We start from the raw sequence: 25,451 nt of genomic DNA, 5'->3' as shown, positions 1-25,451 counted from the left end.
CCTTTATCGCCGCGCATGAACGTCAGGTTTGATTAGGCCCTAGCAGTGAACGCAAAGCCCGAAACGCCGCTCCTCGACAAGGTCCGCATCCCCGCGGATCTGAGGACGCTTGATGAAAGCGAGCTGCCGCAGCTCGCCGCGGAGCTGCGCGCCGAACTGATCGACGCCGTTTCCCACACCGGCGGTCACCTTGGCGCCGGGCTCGGCGTGGTCGAGCTCACCGTTGCGCTGCACTATGTCTTCAACACGCCGGACGACCGGCTGATCTGGGATGTCGGCCATCAGGCCTATCCGCACAAGATCCTGACCGGCCGCCGCGACCGCATCCGCACCTTGCGGCAGGAGGGCGGCCTTTCCGGCTTCACCCGGCGGGCCGAGAGCGAATACGACCCCTTCGGCGCCGCCCACTCCTCGACCTCGATTTCCGCCGGCCTCGGCATGGCTGTCGGGCGCGAGCTCTCCGGCCGCCGCAACAATGTCATTTCCGTCATCGGCGACGGCGCCATGTCGGCCGGCATGGCCTATGAGGCGATGAACAATGCCGGTGCCCTCGATGCCCGGCTGATCGTCATCCTCAACGACAACGACATGTCGATCGCCCCGCCGACCGGCGCGATGAGCGCCTATCTGGCCAGGCTGGCCTCCGGAAAGGCCTATCTCGGCCTGCGCGACTTCGGTAAGAAGCTGACCTCCTACCTCGGCAAGCGCGCCGACCGCGCCATCACGCGGGCGGTCGAGCACGCGCGCGGCTACGTCACCGGCGGCACGCTGTTCGAGGAACTCGGCTTCTATCACATCGGCCCGATCGACGGGCACAATCTCGAGCACCTGATCCCGGTGCTGAAGAACGTCCGCGACAATGCCGACGGCCCGGTGCTGATCCATGTCGTGACCCAGAAGGGCAAGGGCTACGGCCCGGCGGAAGCCGCCGCCGACAAGTATCACGGCGTCAACAAATTCGACGTCATCACGGGCACGCAGGCCAAGGCGCCCGCCAACGCCCCGAGCTACACCAAGGTCTTCGCCGAGAGCCTGATCCAGGAAGCGCGCGCGGACGACCGCATCGTCGCCATCACCGCCGCCATGCCGAGCGGTACCGGGCTCGACCTCTTCGGCGAGGTTTTTCCGAGCCGGACCTTCGATGTCGGCATCGCCGAGCAGCATGCGGTGACCTTCGCCGCCGGTCTCGCCACCGAAGGCTACAAGCCTTTCGCCGCCATCTATTCGACCTTCCTGCAGCGCGCCTACGACCAGGTCGTCCACGACGTGGCGATCCAGAAGCTGCCAGTGCGCTTTCCGATCGACCGCGCCGGCTTCGTCGGCGCCGACGGCGCCACCCATTGCGGCGCCTTCGACACCACCTTCCTGGCATCGCTGCCCGGCTTCGTCGTCATGGCGGCCGCTGACGAGGCGGAGCTGCGCCATATGGTGCGCACCGCCGCTCACTACGATGAAGGCCCGATCGCCTTCCGCTATCCGCGCGGCAACGGCGTTGGCGTCGACATGCCGGAGCGCGGCTCGGTACTCGAGATCGGCAAGGGCCGCATCCTCAAGGAAGGTACCAAGGTGGCGCTGCTCTCCTTCGGCACCCGCCTGCAGGATTGCCTGATGGCGGCCGAGGAGCTCGGCGCCGCCGGGCTTTCCACCACCGTTGCCGACGCCCGCTTCGCCAAGCCGCTGGACCAGGATCTGATCCGCCGGCTCGCCCGTTCGCATGAGGTGCTGGTGACGGTCGAGGAGGGCTCGGTCGGCGGTTTCGCCAGCCAGGTGCTGCACTTCCTCGCCCACGAAGGACTGCTCGAAAGCGGCCTCAAGGTGCGGCCGCTGGTGCTGCCGGACGCCTTCACCGACCACGCCAAGCCCGAGAAGATGTATGCCGACGCGGGGCTGGACACGGCTGGTATCGTGCGGACCGTCTTCGTCGCTCTCGGGCAGGCTCCACAGGCCCAGCGCGCCTGAATCAAAGTCTCAAGCTTTTGAATCACTTTGCCGACTTGCGGTCGTAACCAGCTGTTTACGCTGCCGTTTGGCGCTTTGATTACCCTGTCTCTTGGCCGTTTTTCAACGGCGGCCTGTTAGAAGCCTCCCGAGGGTAAGGGGGCAACGACAATGAACAGGTTTCTGTGCGGCATCGCCTTGTTGGCGCTGGCCGCTGCGTCGGCGAGGGCCGAGACGCGCTACGACCGCAATCTAGAAAAAGCGGCGATGGACATCGTTGCCGGCAAGATCGGCGACATCCGCGGCGGCTTTTCCTACAAGCAGGTTCCGCAACTCGTCGTCCTGCCTGAGACCCCGCCGGCGGTGCCGGTCGATCCGCCACGCCGGCAGGCCTCTGGCAATGCCAATGACGGTCTGGCGCCTGCCGTCGAACGGCCGGTCTCGCGGACGATCTTCTAGTCCTTTTGCCAATGTCCTTGCCTTCGCGACCGGCTTTCGCCAAGGAAGGCCGATGAATTCCGCTTTGCCAGCCAGCCCTCGCCAGCGGCTCGACGAACTGCTCGTCCAGCGCGGCCTGTTCGCCAGCCGCTCGCGCGCCCGCGATGCCGTCGAGCGCGGCACCGTGACGGTCGACGGCGCTGTTGCCCGCAAGCCCGGCCAGGCCGTTCCGGCGGACTGCCGCGTCGCCATCGACGATCCGGCCAGGGTCTATGTCTCGCGCGCGGCGCTGAAGCTGCTCGCCGGCCTCGACCGTTTCGGCCTCGACCCTGCTGGCTGCGAGGCGCTCGACATCGGCGCCTCGACCGGCGGCTTCACCCAGGCGCTGCTCGAGCGTGGCGCGGCGCACGTGACGGCGATCGATGTCGGCCACGGCCAGATGCATCCCGACATCGCCGGCGATCCGCGCGTCACTGTCATCGAGGGCCTCAACGCCCGCGATCTCTCCGCAGCCGATCTTGGCGGCCTCACTCCCGATTTCATCGTTTGCGATGTCAGCTTCATCTCGCTGAAGCTGGCGCTGCCGCCGGCGCTGGCCCTGGCAGGTGAGGGCGCCAGGGCGCTGTTTCTGGTCAAGCCGCAATTCGAGGCCGGCCGCGAGGCGATCGGCAAGGGCGGTCTGCTGAAGGACCCGGCCGATGCGGAGCGCGTTGCCGGCCTGCTCGGCGACTGGCTTGGCGGTATTGCCGACTGGCGCGTGCTGGGGCTGCATCCTTCGCCGATCGAGGGCGGCGACGGCAACCGCGAGTTCCTGCTCGCGGCGATCAAGGATGGCGGGACATGAGCGCGCGCTTCAGCATCGCCAGGCTCGGTTCCCAGGGCGACGGCGTTGCCGAGGCCGACGGTGGCGAGGTCTTTGTCCCCTTCACGCTGCCGGGCGAGACCGTGACCGCCGCGCGCGAAAAGCACCGCGCGACGCTGATGTCGGTGCTGGAGGCATCGCCGCTCCGCATCGATCCGGCCTGCCGGCATTTCACCGAATGCGGCGGCTGCGCGCTGCAGCATTTCGAGACGCAGGCCTATCGCGAATGGAAGCGCGAAAAGGTCGCGCAGGCGCTGAAGGCCAAGGGCATTGCCAGCGAGGTCGGAGCGCTGGTGCCTTGCGCGCCCGAGACCCGCCGTCGCGTCGTCTTCAGCGCCCGGCGCACCGATGCCGGCATGCTGCTCGGCTTCGTGCGCGCGCTCTCCTCCGAGATCATCCCGATCGAGGAATGCCCGATCTCGCTGCCGGCGATCGTCGCCGCCCTCGATCGCCTGCGGTCGCTTGCCGGGCTCGTCTCATCCACGCCGAAACCCTTCCACATGACCGTCACCGTGACCGCCTCCGGCCTCGACGTCGCGGTCCATGATGCCGGCAAGCTTGGCGAGAACCAGCGCCGCATCGCGTCGAATTTCGTCATCGCCGAGGGACTGGCGAGGCTTTCCGTCGATGGCGAGATCGTCGTCGAGCCGAAGAAGCCGGTGGTGCAGTTCGGATCGGTCGCCGTCGCAGTGCCGCCGGGCGCCTTTCTGCAGGCGACCGAAGCCGCCGAGCAGGCGATGGCCGGCCTCGTCGGCCAGCACCTGTCGCGTGCCAAAAAGGTCGCCGACCTGTTCGCCGGCTGCGGCAGCTTCGCGCTGCGCCTCGCCGCGAAGTCGGAGGTCCACGCCGTCGAAGGCGACGCGCCGGCTCTGGCCGCGCTCGATCATGCCTTCCGCTTCGCCAGCGGCCTGAAGCGGGTGACCAGCGAGCGCCGCGACCTGTTCCGGCGGCCGCTGACATTCAAGGAACTGAATGGCTTCGACGGCCTGATCTTCGATCCGCCGCGCGCCGGCGCCGAGGATCAGTCGAAGCAGATCGCCCGTTCCGACGTGCCGCTGGTCGCCGCGGTCTCCTGCAACCCGGTGACGCTGGCGCGGGATCTGCGCATCCTCATCGACGGCGGCTACACGCTGAAGAGCGTGACGCCGATCGACCAGTTCCTGTGGTCACCGCATGTCGAGGCTGTCGCCCTGCTGGAGAAGCCGAGGCGAAGGCGGTAATTTCACGCGGCATACCGCGAAAGCCGTACCCGGCTGGTTGTGAATGCTTCTGCTGGCAATGTCAGATAGCGAAGTACCCCAAAGCTGCTCGCTGGACGAAATTGCGCCGCAAAGCTGCGCGAGATTCTGCTCGCACTGATTTCGGAAGATTTCCGTCTCTGCAGCGTTATTGTTCGTACGGATGGCGGATTGTAATGCGCACGCTCCATAAATTCCTCGGCTTTCTTGTCGCGCTCACCATCCTTGCGGTCTGTTTCGCGACCGGGGCTCTCGCCCAAGGCGAAAAGCGTCTGGCCTTCGTGATCGGCAATGCCAGCTATCAATCCGGAGAACTTGCAACGCCGGCCAATGATGCCGGCCTGATCGCACAGACCTTGCAGGCGGCTGGTTTCGATGTTGTCGGGGCGCGCGACGTCGACCAGGAGTCGCTGCGCGGCTCATTCCGTGATTTCCTCGCAAAGGTCTCGGCCGCCGGTCCGGACGCGGTGGTCTTTGTCTATCTCGCCGGACATGGCGTCCAGTTCGAAGGCGAGAATTATTTCGTGCCGGTCGACGCTCAGATCTCGAATGCCGCCGATGTGCCGATCGCGGCGGTGCGGGTCTCCGATCTCACCAAGCCGCTCGCCGCGTTGCCGACCAAGGTCAACGTCATCGTGCTCGATGCGGCGCGGCCAAATTCCTTCGCGCAGTCGAAGCAGCCACTCGCAGGCGGTCTCGTGCTGGTCGATCCCGATCCGAACATGCTCATCGCCTTCAACGCCGCGCCGGGAACCGTTGCGCCCGAGGGCAAGGGGCCTTACGGCGCCTATGCCCAGGCGCTGGCCGAGATGATGCGCGAAGGCGGCCTGGAATTGAATGACGTGTTCGACCAGACGCGGCTGCGCGTCAACGAAGTGACCAAGGGCGCGGAAGTGCCGTGGAATGCTTCGAAAGTCACCGAGCCCTTCGTCTTCTTCGAACGTGGTTCGGATGCTCCCCCGCCCCGGGTTTCAGAGGACGAAACCCGCGACATGCGGACGAGGGAGATCCGTGACTTCGACGCGCGCGACGCTTATGCGGCGGCTCTGGACCGCGACACGCTGCGCGGCTATGAGGACTTTCTCGCCGCCTATCCGCACGACCCGATGGCCAAGCGCGTGCGCGCGATCATCGCGGCGCGACGCGAGGCCATTACCTGGCGCGAGACATGGCTTCGCGACACTCCGGAAGCCTACTGGTCTTATCTCGAGCTTTATCCACATGGCCCGCATGCCTGGGATGCGCGCCGCCGGCTGGAGCATTTCGATGCCGCTCTGGACCCGCCGGAGGATTTCACCGTCTATGTCTATGACGTGCCGCCGCCGCCGCCGGAAGAGATCATCTACGTCGACCGGCTCGTGCTCATTTTCGACGACTTCGACTTCGAGCCGCCGCCGCTGATCGCCGTGATCTTCCTGCCGCCGCCGCCGCCGGATTTCATCGTGTTGCCCCCGCCACGGCCGGCAGTGGATATCTTTGTTCTGCCGGTGCCGGTCTTTGTGCCGGTGCCCGTGTGGTGCAACCCGCCACACAACATCGTGCGGCCGCCGGATAACGTCATCTTCAACAACATCCATAACACCACGATCATCAACAACACGGTGATCAACAACGAGACCATCAATCAGCCTGGACAGGCCGGTGGCAATGCGCTGGGCGGTCTCAACACAGGTCAGAAGATGACCGGTGCCGCCGCGGGCTTGGGCGTGACCGCGCTCGCGGCCAAGGTCGCGTTGCCACCGTTGCTGCAGAAAAGGGCGGCACTAGCCAAACAGAGCCAGGGCGGCCTGCCGGCGAAGCTCGGCCAGGGGGCCGCGCAAAGCCAGCAGCCGAATGGCGCGACGCCGCCGTCGAAGACGCTGCCTGCCGCCAAGCTTTCAACCGAGCATGCCTTGCCTGGAGCCGGCGGCAAGATCCTGCCACTCGTCAACGGCAAGCCACCGCTGCTCGACAGCCAGACCTTGTCCAACGACAAGTCCAGGAAATTTCTGCGCAAGCAAGGCATGGGAGGCAAGGACCAGCAAGCTATCGGAAATGCCGGCGCCGCCGTGACCGGAGAGCAGGGCACAAGCCAGCAGAACGGACAGGGCAAGAAGTTCCGTAAGCTGCCAACCGTCAATGGCGCCCCGGCCGAGAACCGCCCCAGCGTCCAGGAGAGGTTCAAGAGGGACAATCCAACTGTGTTCTCCGACCAGAACAATGGCCAACCCAAGAAGCTGAGGCGCAAAGACCTGTCGTCCGGTCAAGCGGATGTCGTGAGCCCGAACGGGCAAGGCGTGGGCTCGGCGACCGGCAACGAGAGGGTCAGGAAGTTCCGTAAGCTTCCGACCGTCAATGGCGCCCCGGTCGAGAATGGCCTGAGCGCGCATGAGAGATTCAAGAGGAACAATCCAGCTCTGTTCTCCGACCAGAACAATGGCCAACCCAAGAAGCTGCGGCGCAAGGACCTGTCGTCCGGCCAACCGATTGTCGTGAGCCCGAACGAGCAAGGTGCGGGCTCGGCGACAGGCAACGAAAGGGTCAAGAAGTTCCGCAAGCTTCCGACCATCGACGGCGGATCGGCTGGCGGTGAGGCCAACATCCAGCGCAAATTCAAGGTCAACAGGCCCAGCGAAAATCCGCGGCGGCAATTCAAGCTGCCGGAAAGCCCGAATGCTCAGGTGTTCTCCAAGCCCCGGAAACCAGAGTTCAATGCGCAGCCAAGGTCTCAAGTCCAGACGCAGGAGCGCCGCCTGCCGCAGGCGCCTTTCAAGCCGCAGGGCGGCAAGAAGCCGTCTTGCGGGCAGCCGGATGAGCCCCCGTGTAGGCAGTAGACTTGCCGCGCATCCCTCAAGCGGCAGCTTCCATCAAACCCTGGTGCCGCCGACCGTCATCTGGTTCATCCGCAGATGCGGCTGGCCGACTCCGACCGGCACGCCCTGTCCGGCCTTGCCGCACATGCCGATGCCGTTGTCGAGCTTCATGTCGTTGCCGACCATGGACACGCGATGCATGGCGTCCGGCCCGTTGCCGATCAGCATCGCGCCCTTGATCGGCTGCGTCACCTTGCCGTCCTCGATCATGTAGGCCTCGGTGCAGCCGAAGACGAATTTGCCGGAGGTGATGTCGACCTGGCCGCCGCCGAAGGAGACGGCATAGATACCGTTCTTGACCGAGGCGATGATCTCTTCCGGCTGCATGTCGCCCGACGTCATGTAGGTGTTGGTCATGCGCGGCATCGGCTGGTGCGCGTAACCCTCGCGCCTTCCGTTGCCGGTCGCCTTCATGCCCATCAGCCGCGCATTCTGGCGGTCCTGCATGTAGCCGACCAGCTTGCCGTCCTCGATCAGCACGTTGCGCGCCGAGGGCGTGCCTTCATCGTCAACGGTGAGCGAGCCGCGCCGTTCGGGAAGCGTGCCGTCATCGACCACGGTGACGCCCTTCGCCGCCACCTGGCTACCCATCAGCCCGGCGAAGGCCGAAGTCTTCTTGCGGTTGAAATCACCCTCCAGCCCGTGGCCGACCGCCTCGTGCAGCATGACGCCCGGCCAGCCGCTGGAGAGCACGATGTCGAACGTGCCGGCGGGCGCCGGGACGGCGTCGAGATTGACCAGCGCCTGGCGCAGCGCCTCTTTGGCGGCGTGCTTCCAGCTCTCCTCGACCACGAATTCGCCAAAGCTCTTGCGTCCGCCCATGCCGTAGGAGCCGCTCTCCTGGCGGTCGCCGCTGCCGACCACAACCGAGACGTTGATCCTGACCAGCGGCCGGATGTCGCGCACCACCTGGCCGTCTGCGCGCACGATCTCGACATGCTGCCAGGATGCGGCAAGCGAGGCCGTCACCTGGCGCACGCGCGGGTCCTCGGCGCGCAGCCAGGCATCGATCTCCTGCAAAAGCTTTGCCTTGGCCTCGAAGGAAGGCGAGGGGATCGGGTTTTCCTCGCCGTAGAGGTGGCGGTTGGTGCGGGCGGGTGCCGCGGCAAGCGTGCCGGAATAGCCGCCCTTGACCGCCGAGACGGCGTCGGCTGCGCGCAGCAGCGAGGCTTCCGAAAGGTCGCTCGAATGCGCGTAGCCGCTGGCCTCGCCGGCCACCGCGCGCAACCCAAAACCCTGGTCGGTGTTGAAGTTGGCGGTCTTCAGCCGGCCATTGTCGAACATCAGCGCCTCGCTCTCGCTGTATTCGAGGAACAGCTCGCCGTCGTCGGCGCCGTTGATGGTCTCGGCGACGATCTTCTTGATGCGATCGTCGCTAATGTCGAATTGGCCGATAAGGCTGTTCATGGCAGGTCCGTCCGCGGGAGTCGTTTCCCCCGATGTAGGGGCGAAGGCGGTCCGAGACAATCGGCAACAGCGCCGCTCACAATGACGTCAGGCCACCGCCATCGTCCAGGCCTTGTCCTCGCGGATCAAGGAAGCGCGGCGAAACCGTCGGCGAAGCCCTTGAGGTCGACCGGAATGCCGATGCCCTCTTCCGGTGTCTGGAAGACGATGAAAGTGGCCGAGGTGCCGGTCTTCAGCGTGTCGAGCAGCGGCTTTTCGAGGATCACCTCGGCATAGCAGCCGTCCTGGAAGCAGCGCACGAAATAGGCCCGCCCGATGTCCTTGCCGTCGACGTTGAGGCCAAGCCCGTTGGGCAGGAGAACGCCGAGCGGCGCCAGCACGCGCAGGATCTCGGCCTTGTTGTCGGCGGTGCGCAAAACGACCACCGACAGCCCCATCTCGGGCCGGTCCTCGGCGACGACGTTCTGCATCATCACGCATTGCTCCGACGTCGCGCCGGCCGGCGTGTCGCAGATGATCGACCACGCGCCATGCGTCGAGCGCACCGTGCCGCTCGGCTGCTGCGCGGCATTGGCCTGGGCGGCGTACGACGCGCCCGTGCCGGACAGGCCGGCGCCGAGCAAGGCGGCGAGAAAGATGACCTTCGCCAAGGTTCTCGAAAGCCAGGGTCTCATGACGGCTCCATTGCGAATCACGGCACTTTGAAGCCGCGCGACAGCCAAGTAAAGGACGGCACCGCCGCCAGCCCGCCCGGATACGGGCAATTCAGCGCTTTTCCAAGCCAAATTCGCCCTAATTGCGACCGCCCGGCGCACGGCTCCGGAGTGTTCGTTGCCGATCACGCGCCGGTGATCGGCAGAGGCCGCTTTGCCGTCTGGAAGGCGTAGCCGCACTTGCGCGCAAAAATGCCGCACGGTTTCCTCCGCTCCTTTCTTGCGGAGGCAATTAGAGTATGGTTTGAACCAGCCTTGGGACTGTCCGGGATTCCCGTCCCGGCGCTATTCGATATTCCTGCGCATACGGCCGCGAGGAAATGGGAGATGATGAGGGCGATGAGAAAATTCCTAGCAAGCGCCGCTGCTGCCGCCACTGTCTTTGCCGGCGCATCCGCCCATGCGGCCCAGCCGCAGCCCTGGGAGATGACCTTCCAGCCCGCCGCCACCGACATCATGCGGCAGGTCACCTGGTTCGAGCACTACACGCTCTGGTTCATCGTGCCGATCACGCTGTTCGTGCTGTTTTTGCTCGCCTATTGCATCTTCAAGTTCCGTGCCAGCGTCAATCCGGTGCCCTCGCGCACCAGCCACAACACGCTGATCGAAGTGATCTGGACGGTCGGGCCGGTTGTCATCCTGCTCTGCCTGGCCATTCCCTCCTTTCAGCTGCTGACCGCGCAATACACGCCGCCGGAAGAAGCCAAGCTGACGCTGAAGGCGACCGCCAACCAGTGGAACTGGGACTACGAATACCAGCTCGACAAGACGCTCTCCTTCAACTCCGCGATTCTCCAGGACGCTGACCGCGCCGCCGCCGGCAAGGAAGATCGCAAGCTCTATCCGCGCCTGCTCGCCGTCGACAATGAAATGGTCGTGCCGGTCAACACCATGACCCGCGTCCTGGTGACGGCGACCGACGTCATCCACGCCTTCGCCATGCCGTCCTTCGGCGTCAAGACCGACGCCGTGCCCGGCCGCATCAACGAGATCTGGTTCAAGGCCGAGAAGGAAGGCCTCTACTACGGCCAGTGCTCGGAGCTGTGCGGCAAGGACCACGCCTTCATGCCGATCGCCATCCGCGTCGTTTCCGACGCGCAGTACAACACCTGGCTGGCCGCAGCCAGGACCGACCTGCCCGGCGCCAACAAGGCGCTGATGGCCGAGGTCGATGCTCAAGACAAGGTAGCGGCCGCCGGCAACTGATGCCGCGGCCAGGAAAGATCAGGGAACGGAGCGGAACATGGCAGAGGCTGCAGCTCACGACGATCACGACCACAAGCCCTATCATGGCTGGGTCCGCTGGGTCTATTCGACCAACCACAAGGACATCGGCACGCTCTATCTGATCTTCGCGATCTGCGCGGGCATCATCGGCGGCGCGCTCTCGGTCGTCATGCGCATGGAGCTGCAGGAGCCGGGCATCCAGATCTTCACCGGTCTGGCGCAGATGGTCTACGGCATGAGCGGTGACGCCGCCATCGACGGCGGCAAGAGCATGTACAATGCCTTCACCACCGCGCACGCGCTGATCATGATCTTCTTCATGGTCATGCCGGCCCTGATCGGCGGCTTCGCCAACTGGATGGTGCCGATCATGATCGGCGCGCCGGACATGGCCTTCCCGCGCATGAACAACATCTCCTTCTGGCTGCTACCGCCGGCCCTGATCCTGCTGCTCACCTCGATGTTCGTGCCGAGCGCGCCTGGCGCTTACGGCGTTGGTGGCGGCTGGACGATCTATCCGCCTCTGTCGACATCCGGTCAGCCGGGACCCGCCATGGATCTGGCGATCCTGTCGCTGCACATCGCCGGCGCTTCCTCGATCCTCGGCGCCATCAACTTCATCACCACCATCTTCAACATGCGCGCGCCGGGCATGACCCTGCACAAGATGCCGCTGTTTGCCTGGTCGGTGCTGATCACCGCCTTCCTGCTGCTTCTGTCGCTGCCGGTCCTTGCCGGCGGCATCACCATGCTGCTCACCGACCGCAATTTCGGCACGACCTTCTTTACGCCGGATGGCGGCGGTGACCCGATCCTGTTCCAGCACCTGTTCTGGTTCTTCGGTCACCCGGAAGTCTACATCCTGATCCTGCCGGGCTTCGGCATCGTCAGCCACATCGTGTCGACCTTCTCGAAGAAGCCGGTGTTCGGCTACCTCGGCATGGCCTACGCCATGGTCGCGATCGGCGCCGTCGGCTTCATCGTGTGGGCGCACCACATGTACACGACCGGCCTGTCGCTCGACACGCAGCGCTACTTCGTCTTCGCCACCATGGTCATCGCGGTGCCGACGGGCGTGAAGATCTTCTCCTGGGTCGCCACCATGTGGGGTGGGTCGATCTCGCTGAAGACCCCGATGCTGTGGGCGATCGGCTTCATCTTCCTGTTCACGCTGGGCGGCGTCACCGGCGTCCAGCTCGCCAATGCCGGCCTCGACCGCCCGCTGCACGACACCTACTATGTCGTGGCGCACTTCCACTACGTGCTGTCGCTCGGCGCCGTCTTCGCCATCTTCGCCGGCTGGTACTACTGGTTCCCGAAGATGACCGGTTACATGTACTCGCCCGTCATCGCCAACACTCACTTCTGGGTCACCTTCGTCGGCGTCAACCTGATCTTCTTCCCGCAGCACTTCCTCGGCCTGTCGGGCATGCCGCGCCGCTACATTGACTATCCGGATGCCTTCGCCGGCTGGAACATGGTGTCGTCCTACGGTTCCTACATCTCGGCCGTCGGCGTCGTGATCTTCCTCTATGGTGTGTTCGAGGCGTTCCAGAAGAAGCGGGTGGCCGGCGCCAATCCGTGGGGCGAGGGTGCGACCACGCTCGAATGGCAGCTGCCGTCGCCGCCGCCGTTCCACCAGTGGGAAAAGCTGCCGAAGATCAAGTAGGCGGCAGTTCCGCGCGAATACGAGACCGCCGGCTCGTCCGGCGGTTTTGGCCAACGGAATGATGGACTTTTAAGTACGCATGGCCCTTGTCGACGAAAGATTGATTGACGAACCGGGCTTTCGCATGTCGGAAGCGACGGCGGGCGATTTCTTCGCCCTGCTGAAGCCGCGCGTCATGTCGCTGGTGGTGTTCACCGCCTTTGTCGGCCTGGTCGCGGCGCCCGTCACCATCAATCCGCTGCTGGCAGTCATCGCCATCCTGTCGATCTCCATCGGCGCCGGCGCCTCCGGCGCGCTCAACATGTGGTACGACGCCGACATCGACGCCGTGATGACCCGGACCAAGGGCCGTCCGGTTCCGGCCGGCCGCGTCACGCCCGGCGAGGCGCTGAGCTTCGGCCTGGTGCTCTCGGCGCTGTCGGTGATGACGCTGGGCGTGCTGGTCAACTGGCTGTCGGCCGCGCTGCTGGCCTTCACCATCGTCTTCTACGCCGTCATCTACACCATGTGGCTGAAGCGCTGGACGCCGCAGAACATCGTCATCGGCGGCGCCGCCGGCGCCATCCCGCCCGTCATCGGCTGGGCGGCGGTGACCGGCAATGTCAGCCTGGAAAGCCTGATCCTGTTCCTGATCATCTTCCTGTGGACGCCGCCGCATTTCTGGGCGCTCGCGCTGTTCAAGTCCGAGGACTACCAGCGTGCCGGCATCCCGATGATGCCGAATGTCGCCGGACACGCGTCTACCAGGCGCCAGATCTTCGCCTATTCGCTCATCCTGGCACCGGTCGGCGTGCTGCCCTGGGCGCTCGGTTTCACCACGGCCGCCTATGGCGCCGTTGCCGCCGTGCTTGGCGCCGGCTTCGTCTGGTATGCCTGGAAAGTGCTCGGCATGGCCGACGACGACCGCGCCATGAAGCCGGCCAAGGCGCTGTTCGGCTACTCGCTGCTCTATCTCTTCGCCATCTTCGCCGTCTACCTCGCCGACTGCGTGGTCGGGCGCGCGCTCGCCATCGGAGGGATATGATCGTGGCCGACAAGAACCTCGAACTGGTCACGCTGACGGAACGCCAGCAGAAGGCGCGGCGCAGCCGCTCCGTCGCCATCGGCGTGGCGCTGGCGCTGCTCGTCGTCATCTTCTACATCGCCACCATCGTTAAGTTCGGCCACAACCTTTCCGGGACGATGTGAATATGGCGCGCGAAACGGTCACCGATCCCACCAAGAAGAACACCAACCGCGTCGTCGCCGGCGTCTGCATCGCCTTCTTTGCCGGCATGATCGGTATGGCCTATGCCGCGGTGCCGCTCTACACCATGTTCTGCCAGGCCACCGGCTATGGCGGCACGGTCAAGCGCGCCACCCAGCAATATGCCGACCGCGTGCTGGACCGCGACATCACCATCCGCTTCGACGCCAACACCGCCGGTGTTCCGTGGGACTTCCAGCCGGTCGCCCGTTCGGTCACCATCAAGATCGGCGAGACGGTGCAGGCGCATTACAGCGCCACCAACAAGTTCGACCGCCCCTTCACCGGCCGCGCCACTTTCAACGTGCAGCCGGAACTGGCCGGTCCCTACTTCAACAAGGTGGAGTGCTTCTGCTTCACCGACACGACACTGAAGCCCGGTGAGACGCTGGACATGCCGGTCGTGTTCTATGTAGATCCCGACATCGTCAACGTGCCGGAACTGAAGGACTTGCAGACCATCACCCTGTCCTACACCATGTTCCCGGTCGACAAGAACAAGCCGGTCGCATCGTCGGCACCGGCGCAAACCACCAACAAAGTTCCGAATACCGAAGCAAGCCTCGGGGGTTGATATGGCAGACGCGCACGCAAAACCACAACACGACTACCATCTCGTCGACCCCAGCCCGTGGCCGTTCCTTGGCTCCGTCGGCGCGCTGGTGACCGCCATCGGCGGCGTCTGCCTGATGCAGTATCTGAAGGCCGGCAACTTCCCGATCTTCGGCCACAACATCGCCAATCCGTGGCTGTTCTTCATCGGCCTCCTGATCGTGATCTACACCATGTTCGCCTGGTGGTCGGACACCATCAAGGAAGCGCATGAGGGCCATCACACCCGCGTGGTGTCGCTGCATCTGCGCTACGGCATGATCATGTTCATCGCTTCCGAAGTGATGTTCTTCGTCGCCTGGTTCTGGGCCTTCTTCGACGCCAGCCTGTTTCCGGGCGAGACGCAGCAATATGCCCGCACCGCCTTCACCGGTGGCGTGTGGCCGCCGAAGGGCATGGAGGTCCTCGACCCCTTCCACCTGCCGCTCTACAACACCATCATCCTGCTGCTGTCGGGCACGACGGTGACCTGGGCGCACCATTCGCTCATCCATGGCGACCGCAAGGGGCTGATCAACGGCCTGGTGCTGACCGTCGGCCTCGGCATGCTGTTCACCATGGTGCAGGCCTACGAGTACATGCACGCGCCGTTCGGCTTCAAGGATTCGATCTACGGCGCCACCTTCTTCATGGCCACCGGCTTCCATGGCTTCCACGTCATCATCGGCACCATCTTCTTGGCTGTCTGCCTGGTGCGCGCGATGAAGGGCGATTTCACCCCGAAGCAGCATTTCGGCTTCGAGGCGGCAGCCTGGTACTGGCACTTCGTCGACGTGGTCTGGCTGTTCCTGTTCAGCGCGGTCTATGTCTGGGCCTCGAACGGCGCGATGATCGAAGCCCACTGAGCCCAAGGGCTTGAGGACTCTGGTAGGCGGCTGCGGCGACGTGGCCGCCTTATCTTTTGCGCACAATGCTCTAGGATGCCTGCAATGAGTGACGACAAGGCGATCTGGCCACCCATCGAGCCGATCTCGGCTGGCCTGCACGGCCGCTGCCCACGCTGCGGCGAGGGCAAGCTGTTTTCCGGCTTCCTCAGCGTCGGCAAGCGCTGCGTCAATTGCGGCCTCGACTACTCCTTCGCCGATGCCGGCGACGGACCCGCGGTGTTCGTCATCCTGATCATCGGCTTCATCGTCGTCGGCCTGGCGCTGTGGATGGAGGTGACGCTCGGGCCGCCGCTCTGGGTCCACCTGCTGCTGTGGATACCGCTGACGCTGGTTCTGTGCCTGACGGCGCTCAGGCTGATCAAGGGCGTGCTCCTGACGCTGCAATACCGCAACAAGGCCGCCGAAGGCAGGCTGGACCACGGCGAATGACCGAGGCATCCGCTCTGACGGCAGGCAGGTCGCGGCCCAGGCGGGCATTGCTGCTCATCCTTGGGCTGGTGCTGTTCGCCGTCCTGATCGGCCTTGGCACGTGGCAGGTCCAGCGCCTGCACTGGAAGGAGGGCCTGCTTCAGACCATCGACCAGCGCACGCATTCGGCGCCGCGTCCGCTGGCCGAGCTCGAAAAGCAGTTCGCCGCCACGGCTGACGTCGACTACACGCCGGTGACGGTCACCGGCACCTTCCTGCACCAGGGCGAGCGGCATTTCTTCGCCACGTGGGAGGGCGCCTCCGGCTTCGACGTCTTCACGCCGCTCGAACTGGAGGACGGCCGCATCGTGCTGGTCAATCGCGGCTTCGTTCCTTACGACCTGAAGGATGCGGCCAAGCGGCCGCAAGGCGAGGTCGCCGGCAAGGTGACTGTCACCGGGCTCGCCCGCAATCCGCTGGCGGCCAAGCCCTCGATGATGCTGCCCGACAATGATATCGCCAAGAACATCTTCTACTGGAAGGACCGCGACGCCATGGCGTCGAGCGCCGGCCTGCCTGCTGGCGCCGGCCTTTTGCCGTTCTTCATCGACGCCGACAAGACGCCGAACCCCGGCGGCCTGCCGGTCGGCGGCGTCACCGTCGTCGATCTGCCGAACAGCCATCTGCAATATGCCGTCACCTGGTACGGCCTCGCCGCCGCCCTTGCCGGCGTCCTGCTGTTCAGGCTCCGCCGTCCGGCGAAAGCGGGGTGATTGCCGTCGCCGCCCTTGACAGGGCAGGGGTGCGCACCTCATTTCGCGCCTTGAGTTCCGAGTTCCGATCAACCGGTCCGCAATCATGCTTCAGACAAAGCCACCGCTGACGATCAGGCTCTGCCAGCCGCGCGGCTTCTGCGCCGGCGTCGACCGCGCCATCCAGATCGTCGTGCTGGCGCTGAAGAAATACGGCGCGCCGGTCTATGTCCGCCACGAGATCGTGCACAACCGCTATGTCGTCGAGGGACTGCAGAGCCTGGGCGCGGTGTTCATCGAGGAATTGTCCGAGATCCCTCCCGAGCATCGGAAGTCGCCGGTCGTCTTTTCCGCGCATGGCGTGCCGAAATCGGTGCCGGCGGATGCCCAGGCGCGCAGCCTGTTCTACCTCGACGCCACCTGTCCGCTGGTATCCAAGGTGCACAAGCAGGCGATGCGCCACCAGCGCCTCGGCCGCCACGTGCTGCTGATCGGCCATGCCGGCCACCCCGAGGTGATCGGCACCATGGGCCAGCTACCGGACGGCGCCGTCACGCTGATCGAGACCGAGGCCGACGCCGCCGTTTTCGAGCCCGCCGACCCGGCGGCGCTCGGCTTCGTCACCCAGACCACGCTGTCGGTCGAGGACACCGCCGGCATCATCCGCGCGCTCACGGAACGCTTTCCCGAGTTGCATGCGCCGGCTGCCGAATCGATCTGCTATGCCACCACCAACCGCCAGGAAGCGGTGAAGGAGACCGCCGCCGGCGCCGATCTCTATCTGATCGTCGGCGCGCCCAACTCCTCCAACTCTCGGCGTCTCGTCGAAGTCGCCGAGCGCGCCGGCGCAAAGATGTCGCTTCTCGTGCAGCGCGCCGCCGAGATTCCGTGGAATGACATCGCCAACATCTCGACGCTTGGCCTGTCGGCGGGCGCCTCGGCGCCGGAGATCATTGTCGACGAGATCATCGATGCCTTCCGGCAGCGCTTCGACGTGACGATCGAGCTGGCGGTGACGGCGACCGAAACGGAGGACTTTCCGGTGATGCGGGTTTTGCGCGATGTGGAACTGACGGCGGCCGACATGGCCTTCGTCAACGGAGCCGCGTGAAGCACCCATGGCCGTCTATACAGATGTCAGCGAGGGCGAGCTTGGCGCGTTCCTGAAGGCCTACCCGGCCGGCGAATTGCTGTCCTACAAGGGCATCGCCGAAGGCACCGAGAATTCCAACTTCCTGCTCCACACCACCAGCGGCTCCTACATCCTCACGCTCTACGAGAAGCGCGTCGACAAGGCCGACCTGCCGTTCTTCCTCGGCCTGATGGGCCATCTCGCGCGAAAGGGCATTTCCTGCCCGCTGCCGGTCACCGCGCATGACGGCACCGTCATCGGCCAGCTCGCCGGCCGGCCGGCCGTCATCATCACCTTCCTCGAAGGCCTGTCGCTGCGGCGGCCGACGGCGGCACATTGCGGCGAGGTCGGCAAGGCACTGGCGGAACTGCACCTCGCCGGCCAGGATTTCGCCATGCGGCGGCCGAATGCGCTGGCCATCGACGGCTGGCGCAAATTGTGGGACGCCTCCCGCGACCGCGCCGACGAGGTCGAGCCCGGGCTCGCGGCCGAGGTCGACGCCGATTTCGCCGATTTCGAGCGCAACTGGCCGAAGCAACTGCCGGAAGGCATCATCCATGCCGATCTTTTCCCCGACAATGTCTTCTTCCTCGGCGAGAAACTGTCGGGGCTGATCGACTTCTACTTCGCCTGCGACGATCTCTACGCCTATGATGTCGCCACCTGCCTCAACGCCTGGTGCTTCGAGAAGGACTTTTCCTTCAATCTGACCAAGGGCACGGCGCTGCTTGCCGGCTACCAGAGCGTGCGGCCGCTTGGTGCCGACGAGAAGGCGGCGCTGCCGATGCTGGCGCGCGGCTCGGCGTTGCGCTTCATGCTGACCCGGCTTTATGACTGGCTGACCATTCCCAATGGCGGGCTGGTGATGAAGCGCGACCCGACCGAATATATCCGCCGGATGCGGTTCCATCGGGCGATCGGATCTCCCTCGGAATACGGATTGCTATGACCAAGCATGTTGAAATCTTCACCGATGGCGCCTGCTCGGGCAATCCAGGCCCCGGCGGCTGGGGCGCCATCCTGCGCTTCAACGGCAAGACCAAGGAACTGTCCGGCGGCGAGGCCGAGACCACCAACAACCGCATGGAACTACTCGCCGCCATCTCGGCGCTGAACGCGCTGAAGGAGCCTTGCGCGGTCGAGCTTCACACCGACAGCAAATACGTCATGGATGGCATTTCCAAGTGGATCCATGGCTGGAAGAAGAACGGCTGGAAGACCGCCGACAAGAAGCCGGTCAAGAACGGCGAGCTCTGGCAGGCGCTGGACGAGGCCAACCGGCGCCATCAGGTCACCTGGAACTGGGTCAAGGGCCATGCCGGCCATGCCGAGAACGAGCGTGCCGACGAGCTCGCCCGCGAAGGCATGGCGCCATTCAAGAAGGGGCCGGTCAAGCCTGCCGCGGCGCCGCAGCCAGCAGCGCAGGCAAGGCGGTCGACGGTCGCAAAGCCGCGGCGCTCGACGCAGAGCTACTGACGCGTCCAAAGCCGGCAATTGTAGGCTTTGGATTAAAGGCGATTTCACCTCCGAAACATAGACTGCCGCCATCGACCTCGCATGAAAGATCGCGGTCATGAAGGGGCGCAGGACTTTCGGGAAACAGCAGCACAGCTTTGCCGAGCTCAAGAAGATGATGCGTCCGACGCCGGATTCCGACGGCGTGACGCGCGTCTTCGCCAAGGAGCTTTGGGACGATCCGAAGATCGGCTCCTTGCTGAGAGAACTCGGCTTCGCGCCGGACGATCAGCGCAACATCATGCGCATGGCCGACGACTACATCGCCCTCTTCGCCACGGCCAAATACCGTCTTCAGCAGCGCACCGAGGCCTTCAACCGCGACATGACGGCTCGCCACGGCTATTGCCGTGCCGTCCCCTTCCTGGTCATCGACCAATCGATCTGGGACGGCGAGCATGGCGCGTTCCTCTATGCCCAGATGGATCTCGTCGGCTTCGACGATTGGAATGTCGTCATGCTGGCGGCAGATGCGCGGACCTCGCAATTGTGTGGCCTGCCGGCGCATCCGGGCTCGGTGCCGGCGCTTACGCAGGTCATGACGGAGCACGTGATCAGATGGAAGGCGCGCTACGAATTCGCGCTCGAGGAATTCGGCGTTACCGCCACCGGCGGCCAGGGCATCACGCGAGAGCAATTCGAGGCGCAGAAGAGCGCGCTGCGCCAGGAAATCATCGACACCGTTGCCTCGACGAAGCCTGGCACCGTCGGCGAATGGTGACGGTCCTCCGCCCTCAGCGGATCATGAGGGCGGTGCCGTAGAGGCCCAGCGCGAACACCGTGTGCGAGACGAGGTTGAGGGCGCGGATCTGCCTCGGATTGGGCCGCTTCGAGGCGGCCCAGCCGGCGCCCATGCCCGGCGCGAGCAGGAACCAGCCGGCGCCGACGGTGACGATGCCGAGGATGAAGGCCGGCAGGAAGGTCGGCTGGGCGAGCCACGCCGTTCCGGCGAGCACGACCAGGATGATGCCGTAGACGATGCCGACGAAATAGTGGAAGGCCCAGCCCAGCGCCACTTCATGCGCGTAAGGCGCGGCCTGGCCGATATCGTCGTGGAAGACCTTGCTCCTGAGGTGCCAGACCCAGCGGCCGACCGGTCCCCAGTTCGGCCGCGGCTGGGCAAAGGCCTTGTTGAGGAGGATGGCCCAGATATCCATCAGCAGCGTCGCGCCGATGCCGATCGCCACGCTGCGCCAGATTGCGTCGAACATCGGTCAGGTCCCCAAAGGCAAGAAACATCAAGCACCGCCGGGCGCGATCCTTGGCGATGTCCAGTCCGGCCGCGCCTGGCTGAGCGTTAGAGCTGTTGCAGGATGTGCGCGGCACCCGACGTGTCGACGCCGGGCTTGGTCTCGACGTTGAGTGCGGTCACCTTGCCGTCCTCGACGATCATCGAAAAACGCTTCGAACGCAGCCCCATGCCGCTTGCGGAAAGGTCGTTGTCGAGGCCGACCGACTTGGCGAAATCGCCACTGCCGTCGGCCAGATAGAGGATCTTGTCCTCGCCGCCACTGAAGCGCGCCCAGGCACCCATGACATGCACGTCGTTGACGGAGACGACGGCGATGGTATCGACGCCACGCGCCAGGATGGCGTCATGGTTTTCCAGATAGCCGGGCAGGTGGTTGTTGCTGCAGGTCGGTGTGAAGGCGCCGGGAACGCCGAACAGCACGACCTTCTTGCCCGCGAAGATTTCGGCCGTCGTGATCGGCTTGGCGCCGTCGGCGGTCATCGTCTTGAAAGTCGCATCGGGCAGTCTGTCGCCAACGGAGATCATGGAATACCTCGTTCGATGATGGGGTGGTGGATGGCAGGATGTATCCTTGCGATATCGAACTCGGATGCCGCCCGCAACCGCTGGCGCGCCTGGAGCAAAGGATGTTCCGAACTGCGCCCCAATTGGAGCATTACGGAAACGGCAGCAGACCCTCGACCGCGCCCTCGGCGCTTGTCAGCGTGTAATGAAGCCCGCCGTCGGTCGGCGTCGTCGATGGCCGGTCTAGGATCGGCACCGTGAACACCAGTTTGCCGGCCTTCTCGCTGCGCATCGGGGCGCCGAACATATAGTCCCGCTCGCCGGCGACGAAGAAGTCGGCCGCTTCCGGGTCGCCCGGAAAGCTCGCCTCGACGACCAGTGTCTCGTGGTCGCCCGGCAGCACGTTCACGCCGAAGTCGGGTCTTGGCGGCGCCGGCAGCGCCGCGAATGCCCCTTGCACCTGCGCCGCGTCCTCGACATTGTCCGCATCGGAAGCCGGGTCGAGGCTCAGCCGCGTCTGCACGGGAATGCAGATCGTCTCGCAGATGCCGAGGAAGACATCGGCCACAATGACGGCCGGCTGTTCGGCCGCCGACAACGTGAAGGTCACCGGCAATGAAACCGGATGATCGTAGCCGGCCCATTTGCCGTAGCCGTCGTCGTGGCGTTGCGGCGGCGGAAACGAGAATGCGGCGCTCGCTATGTTGGTGCTGGGTGAGATGTCGATCTGCGGCGGCACGCCGGCGTCGCCCGGATCGCGCCAATAGGTCTTCCAGCCTGGCTTCAGTGCGATTTCGAGCACGCCCTGGATGCGCCCGGCCTTGTCGGGCTTGCCGCTGGTGACGAGCCGCACCTTGCCGCCTTCGCTGTTGTACCAGATCGAGGAGGAGGCCGACGCCGGAACGCTCAGTCCCAGTCCAACGGCGGAGCAGATCAGCAGGATCTTCAGGCTTCGCATGGCGGTGATTTGATCGTCAGTTCGTGGCTTCGCAATGATTTCATGAGCCTTTCGGTATCATATTTGCGTGAGATCGTGCATGCCGCCGGCAAGTGAGCGGCGAATTCGACGGCGGCGCCAGGCCTCAAATCGCGTGCTGTGCATCTTTCCGACGCCCGGGAAACGCGTTACCCTTCCTTCCATGGACTTGTTGCGCCACAAGAAGACGACCGCCGGACGCGGTTTTCTCGACGATCAGTTCCTGATTGCCATGCCCGGCATGAAGGACGATCGCTTCACGCGCTCGGTCATCTACATTTGCGCCCACAGCGACGAAGGCGCGATGGGCCTGATCATCAACCAGACCCAGCAGATGCTGTTTCCGGACCTTCTGGTGCAGCTCGGCATCATGAACGAGCAGGAGGCGATCCGCTTGCCGGCGCATGCGCGCGATTTCGTCGTGCGCAATGGCGGGCCGGTCGACCGCAGCCGCGGCTTCGTCCTGCACTCCGGTGACTACCGGGTGGAATCCTCGCTCAACGTCTCCGACGACATCTGCCTGACCGCCACCGTCGATATTTTGCGCGCTATCTCGTCCGGCCGCGGGCCGCGGCACGCGCTGATGGCGCTCGGCTATTCCGGCTGGGGCGCCGGGCAATTGGAAACCGAGATCGCCGAGAATGGCTGGCTGACCTGCCCGGCGACGCCGGAGCTCTTGTTCGACGCCGACATCGAGCGCAAATACGACCGCATCCTCGCTTCGATCGGCATCGATCTGGCGCATCTCAGCCTGGCGGCCGGCCACGCCTGAGTTATCTGGCAAGCTCCTCCAGAGGCCGTTTCGAAACTCGCTCATGCGAGTCATATGGTGGTGATTTCGAGAACCGGAGCGGAGCGTACTTGAAGTACGTGAGCACCGGAAGCGCAGAAAGCGCCATCAGATGGCCGCAGGAGTAGAGTTTCCAAATGGCCTCTAAGCCTGCGTAAGCGGGTACTGCTCTTTCAGCGTCTTCAGCACCTGGTCGCCGGGCATCGGCGCGCCGAACATGAAGCTCTGAACGTATTCGCAGCCCATCTGGCGCAGCTCCAGCGCATCGCTCTCGTCGGAGATGCCTTCCGCCACGACGGACAGGCCGAGCTCATGCGCCATGTTGACCATGGACTTGAGCAGCACCGCGCGCTTCGGCGTCGCGTCGTCGACGAAGCTCTTGTCGATCTTGATCGTGTCGAAGGGGAAGCGCGTCAGATAGGACAGCGACGAATAGCCGGTTCCGAAGTCGTCGAGCGACAGCCCGATGCCGAGCTGCTTCAGCTTGGTCAGCACATGCGAGGTCTGCTCGGGATTGTCCATCACCAGCGACTCGGTGAGCTCGAGGCGGAAGCAGCGCGGCTTCAGATTGGCGCGCGCAATGACCGAACGGACGTCGCTGACCAGATCGCGACGTATCAGCTGGCGGCTGGAGAGGTTGACCGAGACCGACAGCGGCGCGTCGCCGATCTGCTTTTGCCAGGTTGCCAGGTCCTCGGCTGCCTGCTGCATGGCGAACAGGCCGAGCTGCACGATCAGCCCGCAGCTCTCGGCAACCGGTATGAAATCGCCTGGTGGGATCATGCCACGGCGCGGATGGTCCCATCTGAGCAGCGCCTCGAAGCCGGCGACGCTGCCGTCCTCCAGCCGCACGATCGGCTGGTAGGCCAGCGTGAATTCGCGCCGCTCGATGGCGCGGCGCAGGTCGGACTCGAACTGCAGCCGGTCGGTGCCGACGGTGCGGAAGGCCGGCCGGAACGGCTCGATCCTGTCGCCGCCGAAACGCTTGGCCTGGTGCATGGCAAGTTCGGCGTCCTTGACCATGTCCTCGGACGAGGTCTGCGCCGTCGTCCAGGTGATCAGCCCGATCGAGGCGGTGAGCACGATCTCGCGCTTGGCGAAGGTGATCGGGTTGTTGATGGCGTGCTTGATGGCGTCCGCGACCGCGGCGATGCGGGCCGGATCCTGTTCCGACAGAAGCATCAGCGCGAACTGGTCGCCGGCAAAGCGCGACAGTGAATCCTTGGGCTTCAGGAGCCGATGCAGCCGGCGCGCGATGGTGAGCAGGATGGTGTCGCCGGCGGAGATGCCGAGGCCGTCATTGACCTGCTTGAAACGGTCGATGTCGATGACGAAGACGGTCGGGCGCACCTTGTCCTCGGTGCGGGCGATCGAGATGATCGCCTCCAGCCGGTTCATGAACAACTCGCGGTTCGGCAGGCCGGTCAAATTATCGTGCACGGCGTCGTGCAGCAGCCTTTCCTCGGATTTCTTTTGCTCGGTGACGTCGACCATGGTGCCGACGCAGCGGATCACCTCGCCGTCCGAGCCGATCACCGGGCGGGCGCGCAGCGCGAACCAGTGATAGTGCCCGTCGGCGCCGCGCAGCCGGAAATTCTGCGAAACCCGGCCGCGCCGGTGCTCCAGCACCACGTCGAGCGTGGTGCGGAAGGTGTCGCGATCATCGGCATGCAGCACCGGCAGCCAGTTGCGGGCAGCGCCGCCAAGGCTGTTGGGCGCCAGGCCAAGCTGGATGCTGACATCCGGTTTGGTGACGACGCGGTCGCGCAGCACGTCCCAGTCCCACACCGTGTCGCCCGAGCCGGCGACGGCCAGCGCCTGCCGTTCGAGATCCGAGAACAAGCCCTGATGCAGCGCGCCGCCGGCAAAGGCGTGCTGCATGACGGTGAAGCCGATCAACAGGATGATCAGGATCAGGCCGCCGCCCAGCGCCGGCTGGGCGATGTCGTTGTCGAGCATGCCGGTGATCGCCATCCACGATCCGCACAGCCACAACAGCACCATGACCCAACTGGGCACCAGCATGATGGCGCGGTCATAACCACGAATACCGAGGAAGACGATGAGCCCGAGGCCTGTCAGCGCCGTGGCTGCAAACGAAATGCGGGCAATGCCGGCCGCGACCGCCGGATCGACGATGGCGACGCCGGCGATCAGTAGCAGGCCGAGGATCCAGACCAGCGCGCCATAACTGAAATGGCCGTGCCAGCGGTTGAGGTTGAGATAGGCGAACAGGAACACAACGAAGGTCGCCGCCAGCGCCACCTCCGTTCCGGCGCGCCACATCTGCTCATTGCCGGGCGATATCTCGATGATCTTGTTGAGGAAGCCGAAATCGACGCAGATATAGGCAAGCACCGCCCAGGCAAGCGCTGCCGTGGCCGGGAACATCGAGGTTCCCTTGACGACGAACAGGATGGTCAGGAACAGCGCCAAAAGGCCGGCGATGCCGATGACGATGCCGCGGAACAGCGTGTAGGAGTTGACCGAGTCCTTGTAGGATTCCGGATCCCACAGATAGACCTGCGGCAGTTTCGGCGAGGCAAGCTCGGCGATGAAGGTGACCACCGTGCCAGGGTTAAGCGTCACCCGGAACACGTCGGCATCGGGGCTGGTCTGGCGGTCGAGCGCGAAGCCTTCGCTGGGCGTGATCGCGGCGATGCGGGTCGAGCCGAGGTCCGGCCAGAATATGCCCGAATTCACCAGCCGGAAATGCGGCGCCACGATCAGCCGGTCGAGCTGCTGGTCGGTGGTGTTGGCGAGCGCGAACACCGCCCAGTCGCCGGTGGAGCGCGCGTCATTGGCCTCGACCTCGATGCGCCTGACGATGCCGTCGGGACCCGGCGCGGTCGAGACCTGGAAATTCTCGCCCTGGTTCCGGTAGATCTCGACGGCGCCCGACAGATCGAGCGCCACGTCGTCGCGGGCGATCTTGATCGGCTCGACGGCGAGCGCCGGCGAGGCTGCGCACAGCGCAACGACCATCGCCAGGACAAGGGCGAACAGCGACGCGAATCGCGAAAAATTCGTCAA

24 protein-coding genes are annotated in these 25,451 nt (G+C 64.9%); 18 read left to right on the top strand and 6 right to left on the bottom strand.

The genetic code is table 11. The features are described 5' to 3' along the window. The first annotated feature begins 45 nt into the window (after positions 1 to 45). The 5 genes from dxs (at position 46) to JG743_RS25350 (ending at position 7,289) form a co-directional block, all read left to right on the top strand. On the top strand, positions 46 to 1,959 hold the full coding sequence (dxs, locus tag JG743_RS25370; protein WP_202293668.1) for a 1-deoxy-D-xylulose-5-phosphate synthase: 1,914 nt from the start codon (positions 46 to 48) through the stop codon (positions 1,957 to 1,959). 150 nt (positions 1,960 to 2,109) lie between these two features. Continuing rightward, on the top strand, positions 2,110 to 2,397 hold the full coding sequence (locus JG743_RS25365) for a hypothetical protein (RefSeq protein ID WP_202293666.1): 288 nt from the start codon (positions 2,110 to 2,112) through the stop codon (positions 2,395 to 2,397). 52 nt (positions 2,398 to 2,449) lie between these two features. Beyond that, on the top strand, positions 2,450 to 3,220 hold the full coding sequence (locus JG743_RS25360; RefSeq protein ID WP_202293664.1) for a TlyA family RNA methyltransferase: 771 nt from the start codon (positions 2,450 to 2,452) through the stop codon (positions 3,218 to 3,220). After that, positions 3,217 to 4,458, top strand: coding sequence for a class I SAM-dependent RNA methyltransferase (locus tag JG743_RS25355; RefSeq protein WP_202293662.1), 1,242 nt, complete (start codon positions 3,217 to 3,219; stop codon positions 4,456 to 4,458). The genes JG743_RS25360 and JG743_RS25355 overlap by 4 nt, the downstream gene beginning before the upstream one ends. A 194-nt stretch (positions 4,459 to 4,652) precedes the next feature. Further along, positions 4,653 to 7,289, top strand: coding sequence for a caspase family protein (locus tag JG743_RS25350; RefSeq protein WP_202293660.1), 2,637 nt, complete (start codon positions 4,653 to 4,655; stop codon positions 7,287 to 7,289). A 33-nt stretch (positions 7,290 to 7,322) separates the two neighbouring features. Here the strand turns inward: JG743_RS25350 and tldD are convergent, their stop codons facing one another. Together tldD and JG743_RS25340 are read right to left on the bottom strand one after the other, a co-directional pair. Beyond that, positions 7,323 to 8,735 carry a metalloprotease TldD gene (tldD, locus tag JG743_RS25345; RefSeq protein WP_202293658.1) on the bottom strand — a complete coding sequence of 471 codons (1,413 nt, stop codon included), beginning with the start codon at positions 8,733 to 8,735 and terminating at the stop codon, positions 7,323 to 7,325. Between the two features lie 125 nt (positions 8,736 to 8,860). Then, entirely contained in the window at positions 8,861 to 9,409 is a 549-nt protein-coding gene (locus tag JG743_RS25340; RefSeq protein ID WP_202293656.1) for an invasion associated locus B family protein, read from the bottom strand. A 378-nt stretch (positions 9,410 to 9,787) separates the two neighbouring features. Between JG743_RS25340 and coxB the strand changes: the two genes are divergently transcribed. The 12 genes from coxB to JG743_RS25280 all read left to right on the top strand — a co-directional run bounded on the left by coxB (position 9,788) and on the right by JG743_RS25280 (position 19,617). Continuing rightward, positions 9,788 to 10,654, top strand: a complete 867-nt coding sequence (gene coxB / locus JG743_RS25335; RefSeq protein WP_202293654.1) for a cytochrome c oxidase subunit II — start codon at positions 9,788 to 9,790, stop codon at positions 10,652 to 10,654. Between the two features lie 37 nt (positions 10,655 to 10,691). Continuing rightward, positions 10,692 to 12,344 (top strand): cytochrome c oxidase subunit I, encoded by a 1,653-nt coding sequence (gene ctaD, locus JG743_RS25330; protein ID WP_202293652.1) that lies wholly within the window; start codon positions 10,692 to 10,694, stop codon positions 12,342 to 12,344. A 79-nt stretch (positions 12,345 to 12,423) separates the two neighbouring features. Continuing rightward, positions 12,424 to 13,368, top strand: coding sequence for a heme o synthase (locus JG743_RS25325; protein ID WP_202293650.1), 945 nt, complete (start codon positions 12,424 to 12,426; stop codon positions 13,366 to 13,368). A gap of 2 nt (positions 13,369 to 13,370) precedes the next feature. Continuing rightward, complete coding sequence (locus tag JG743_RS25320; protein ID WP_202303176.1) at positions 13,371 to 13,532, top strand: hypothetical protein; 162 nt, start codon at positions 13,371 to 13,373, stop codon at positions 13,530 to 13,532. 2 nt (positions 13,533 to 13,534) lie between these two features. After that, a complete protein-coding gene (locus tag JG743_RS25315; RefSeq protein ID WP_202293648.1) occupies positions 13,535 to 14,164 on the top strand; it encodes a cytochrome c oxidase assembly protein in 630 nt (209 codons plus the stop codon). Position 14,165: 1 nt separating this feature from the next. Next, positions 14,166 to 15,047: a cytochrome c oxidase subunit 3 gene (locus JG743_RS25310; protein WP_202293646.1), complete on the top strand. Its 882-nt coding sequence runs from the start codon at positions 14,166 to 14,168 to the stop codon at positions 15,045 to 15,047. An 84-nt stretch (positions 15,048 to 15,131) separates the two neighbouring features. Then, positions 15,132 to 15,518, top strand: coding sequence for a DUF983 domain-containing protein (locus JG743_RS25305; protein ID WP_202293644.1), 387 nt, complete (start codon positions 15,132 to 15,134; stop codon positions 15,516 to 15,518). Further along, complete coding sequence (locus tag JG743_RS25300; protein ID WP_202293642.1) at positions 15,515 to 16,270, top strand: SURF1 family protein; 756 nt, start codon at positions 15,515 to 15,517, stop codon at positions 16,268 to 16,270. Before JG743_RS25305 ends, JG743_RS25300 begins: the two co-directional genes overlap by 4 nt. A gap of 85 nt (positions 16,271 to 16,355) precedes the next feature. Continuing rightward, positions 16,356 to 17,360 carry a 4-hydroxy-3-methylbut-2-enyl diphosphate reductase gene (ispH, locus tag JG743_RS25295; protein WP_202293640.1) on the top strand — a complete coding sequence of 335 codons (1,005 nt, stop codon included), beginning with the start codon at positions 16,356 to 16,358 and terminating at the stop codon, positions 17,358 to 17,360. A gap of 7 nt (positions 17,361 to 17,367) precedes the next feature. Further along, positions 17,368 to 18,330 carry a homoserine kinase gene (locus JG743_RS25290; RefSeq protein ID WP_202293638.1) on the top strand — a complete coding sequence of 321 codons (963 nt, stop codon included), beginning with the start codon at positions 17,368 to 17,370 and terminating at the stop codon, positions 18,328 to 18,330. Then, positions 18,327 to 18,857 (top strand): ribonuclease HI, encoded by a 531-nt coding sequence (gene rnhA / locus JG743_RS25285; protein WP_202293636.1) that lies wholly within the window; start codon positions 18,327 to 18,329, stop codon positions 18,855 to 18,857. The genes JG743_RS25290 and rnhA overlap by 4 nt, the downstream gene beginning before the upstream one ends. A 97-nt stretch (positions 18,858 to 18,954) precedes the next feature. Continuing rightward, positions 18,955 to 19,617 (top strand): hypothetical protein, encoded by a 663-nt coding sequence (locus tag JG743_RS25280; protein ID WP_202293634.1) that lies wholly within the window; start codon positions 18,955 to 18,957, stop codon positions 19,615 to 19,617. A 13-nt stretch (positions 19,618 to 19,630) separates the two neighbouring features. Here the strand turns inward: JG743_RS25280 and JG743_RS25275 are convergent, their stop codons facing one another. The 3 genes from JG743_RS25275 to JG743_RS25265 form a co-directional block, all read right to left on the bottom strand. Then, positions 19,631 to 20,107, bottom strand: a complete 477-nt coding sequence (locus JG743_RS25275) for a DUF2938 domain-containing protein (protein WP_202293632.1) — start codon at positions 20,105 to 20,107, stop codon at positions 19,631 to 19,633. 86 nt (positions 20,108 to 20,193) lie between these two features. Next, positions 20,194 to 20,673, bottom strand: coding sequence for a peroxiredoxin (locus JG743_RS25270; protein WP_202293630.1), 480 nt, complete (start codon positions 20,671 to 20,673; stop codon positions 20,194 to 20,196). Between the two features lie 130 nt (positions 20,674 to 20,803). Further along, positions 20,804 to 21,610 carry a protein-disulfide reductase DsbD domain-containing protein gene (locus tag JG743_RS25265; RefSeq protein ID WP_202293628.1) on the bottom strand — a complete coding sequence of 269 codons (807 nt, stop codon included), beginning with the start codon at positions 21,608 to 21,610 and terminating at the stop codon, positions 20,804 to 20,806. Between the two features lie 181 nt (positions 21,611 to 21,791). Between JG743_RS25265 and JG743_RS25260 the strand changes: the two genes are divergently transcribed. Further along, positions 21,792 to 22,400: a YqgE/AlgH family protein gene (locus JG743_RS25260; protein ID WP_202293626.1), complete on the top strand. Its 609-nt coding sequence runs from the start codon at positions 21,792 to 21,794 to the stop codon at positions 22,398 to 22,400. A gap of 162 nt (positions 22,401 to 22,562) precedes the next feature. On the opposite strand, the gene JG743_RS25255 is transcribed toward JG743_RS25260, so the two are convergent. Continuing rightward, entirely contained in the window at positions 22,563 to 25,451 is a 2,889-nt protein-coding gene (locus tag JG743_RS25255; RefSeq protein WP_202293624.1) for an EAL domain-containing protein, read from the bottom strand.

It is taken from the genome of Mesorhizobium sp. 131-2-1, assembly GCF_016756535.1.
Taxonomy (GTDB): domain Bacteria; phylum Pseudomonadota; class Alphaproteobacteria; order Rhizobiales; family Rhizobiaceae; genus Mesorhizobium.
Note: the sequence above shows the minus strand (reverse complement) of the source record. Positions and strands in the feature narration are given on the sequence as shown.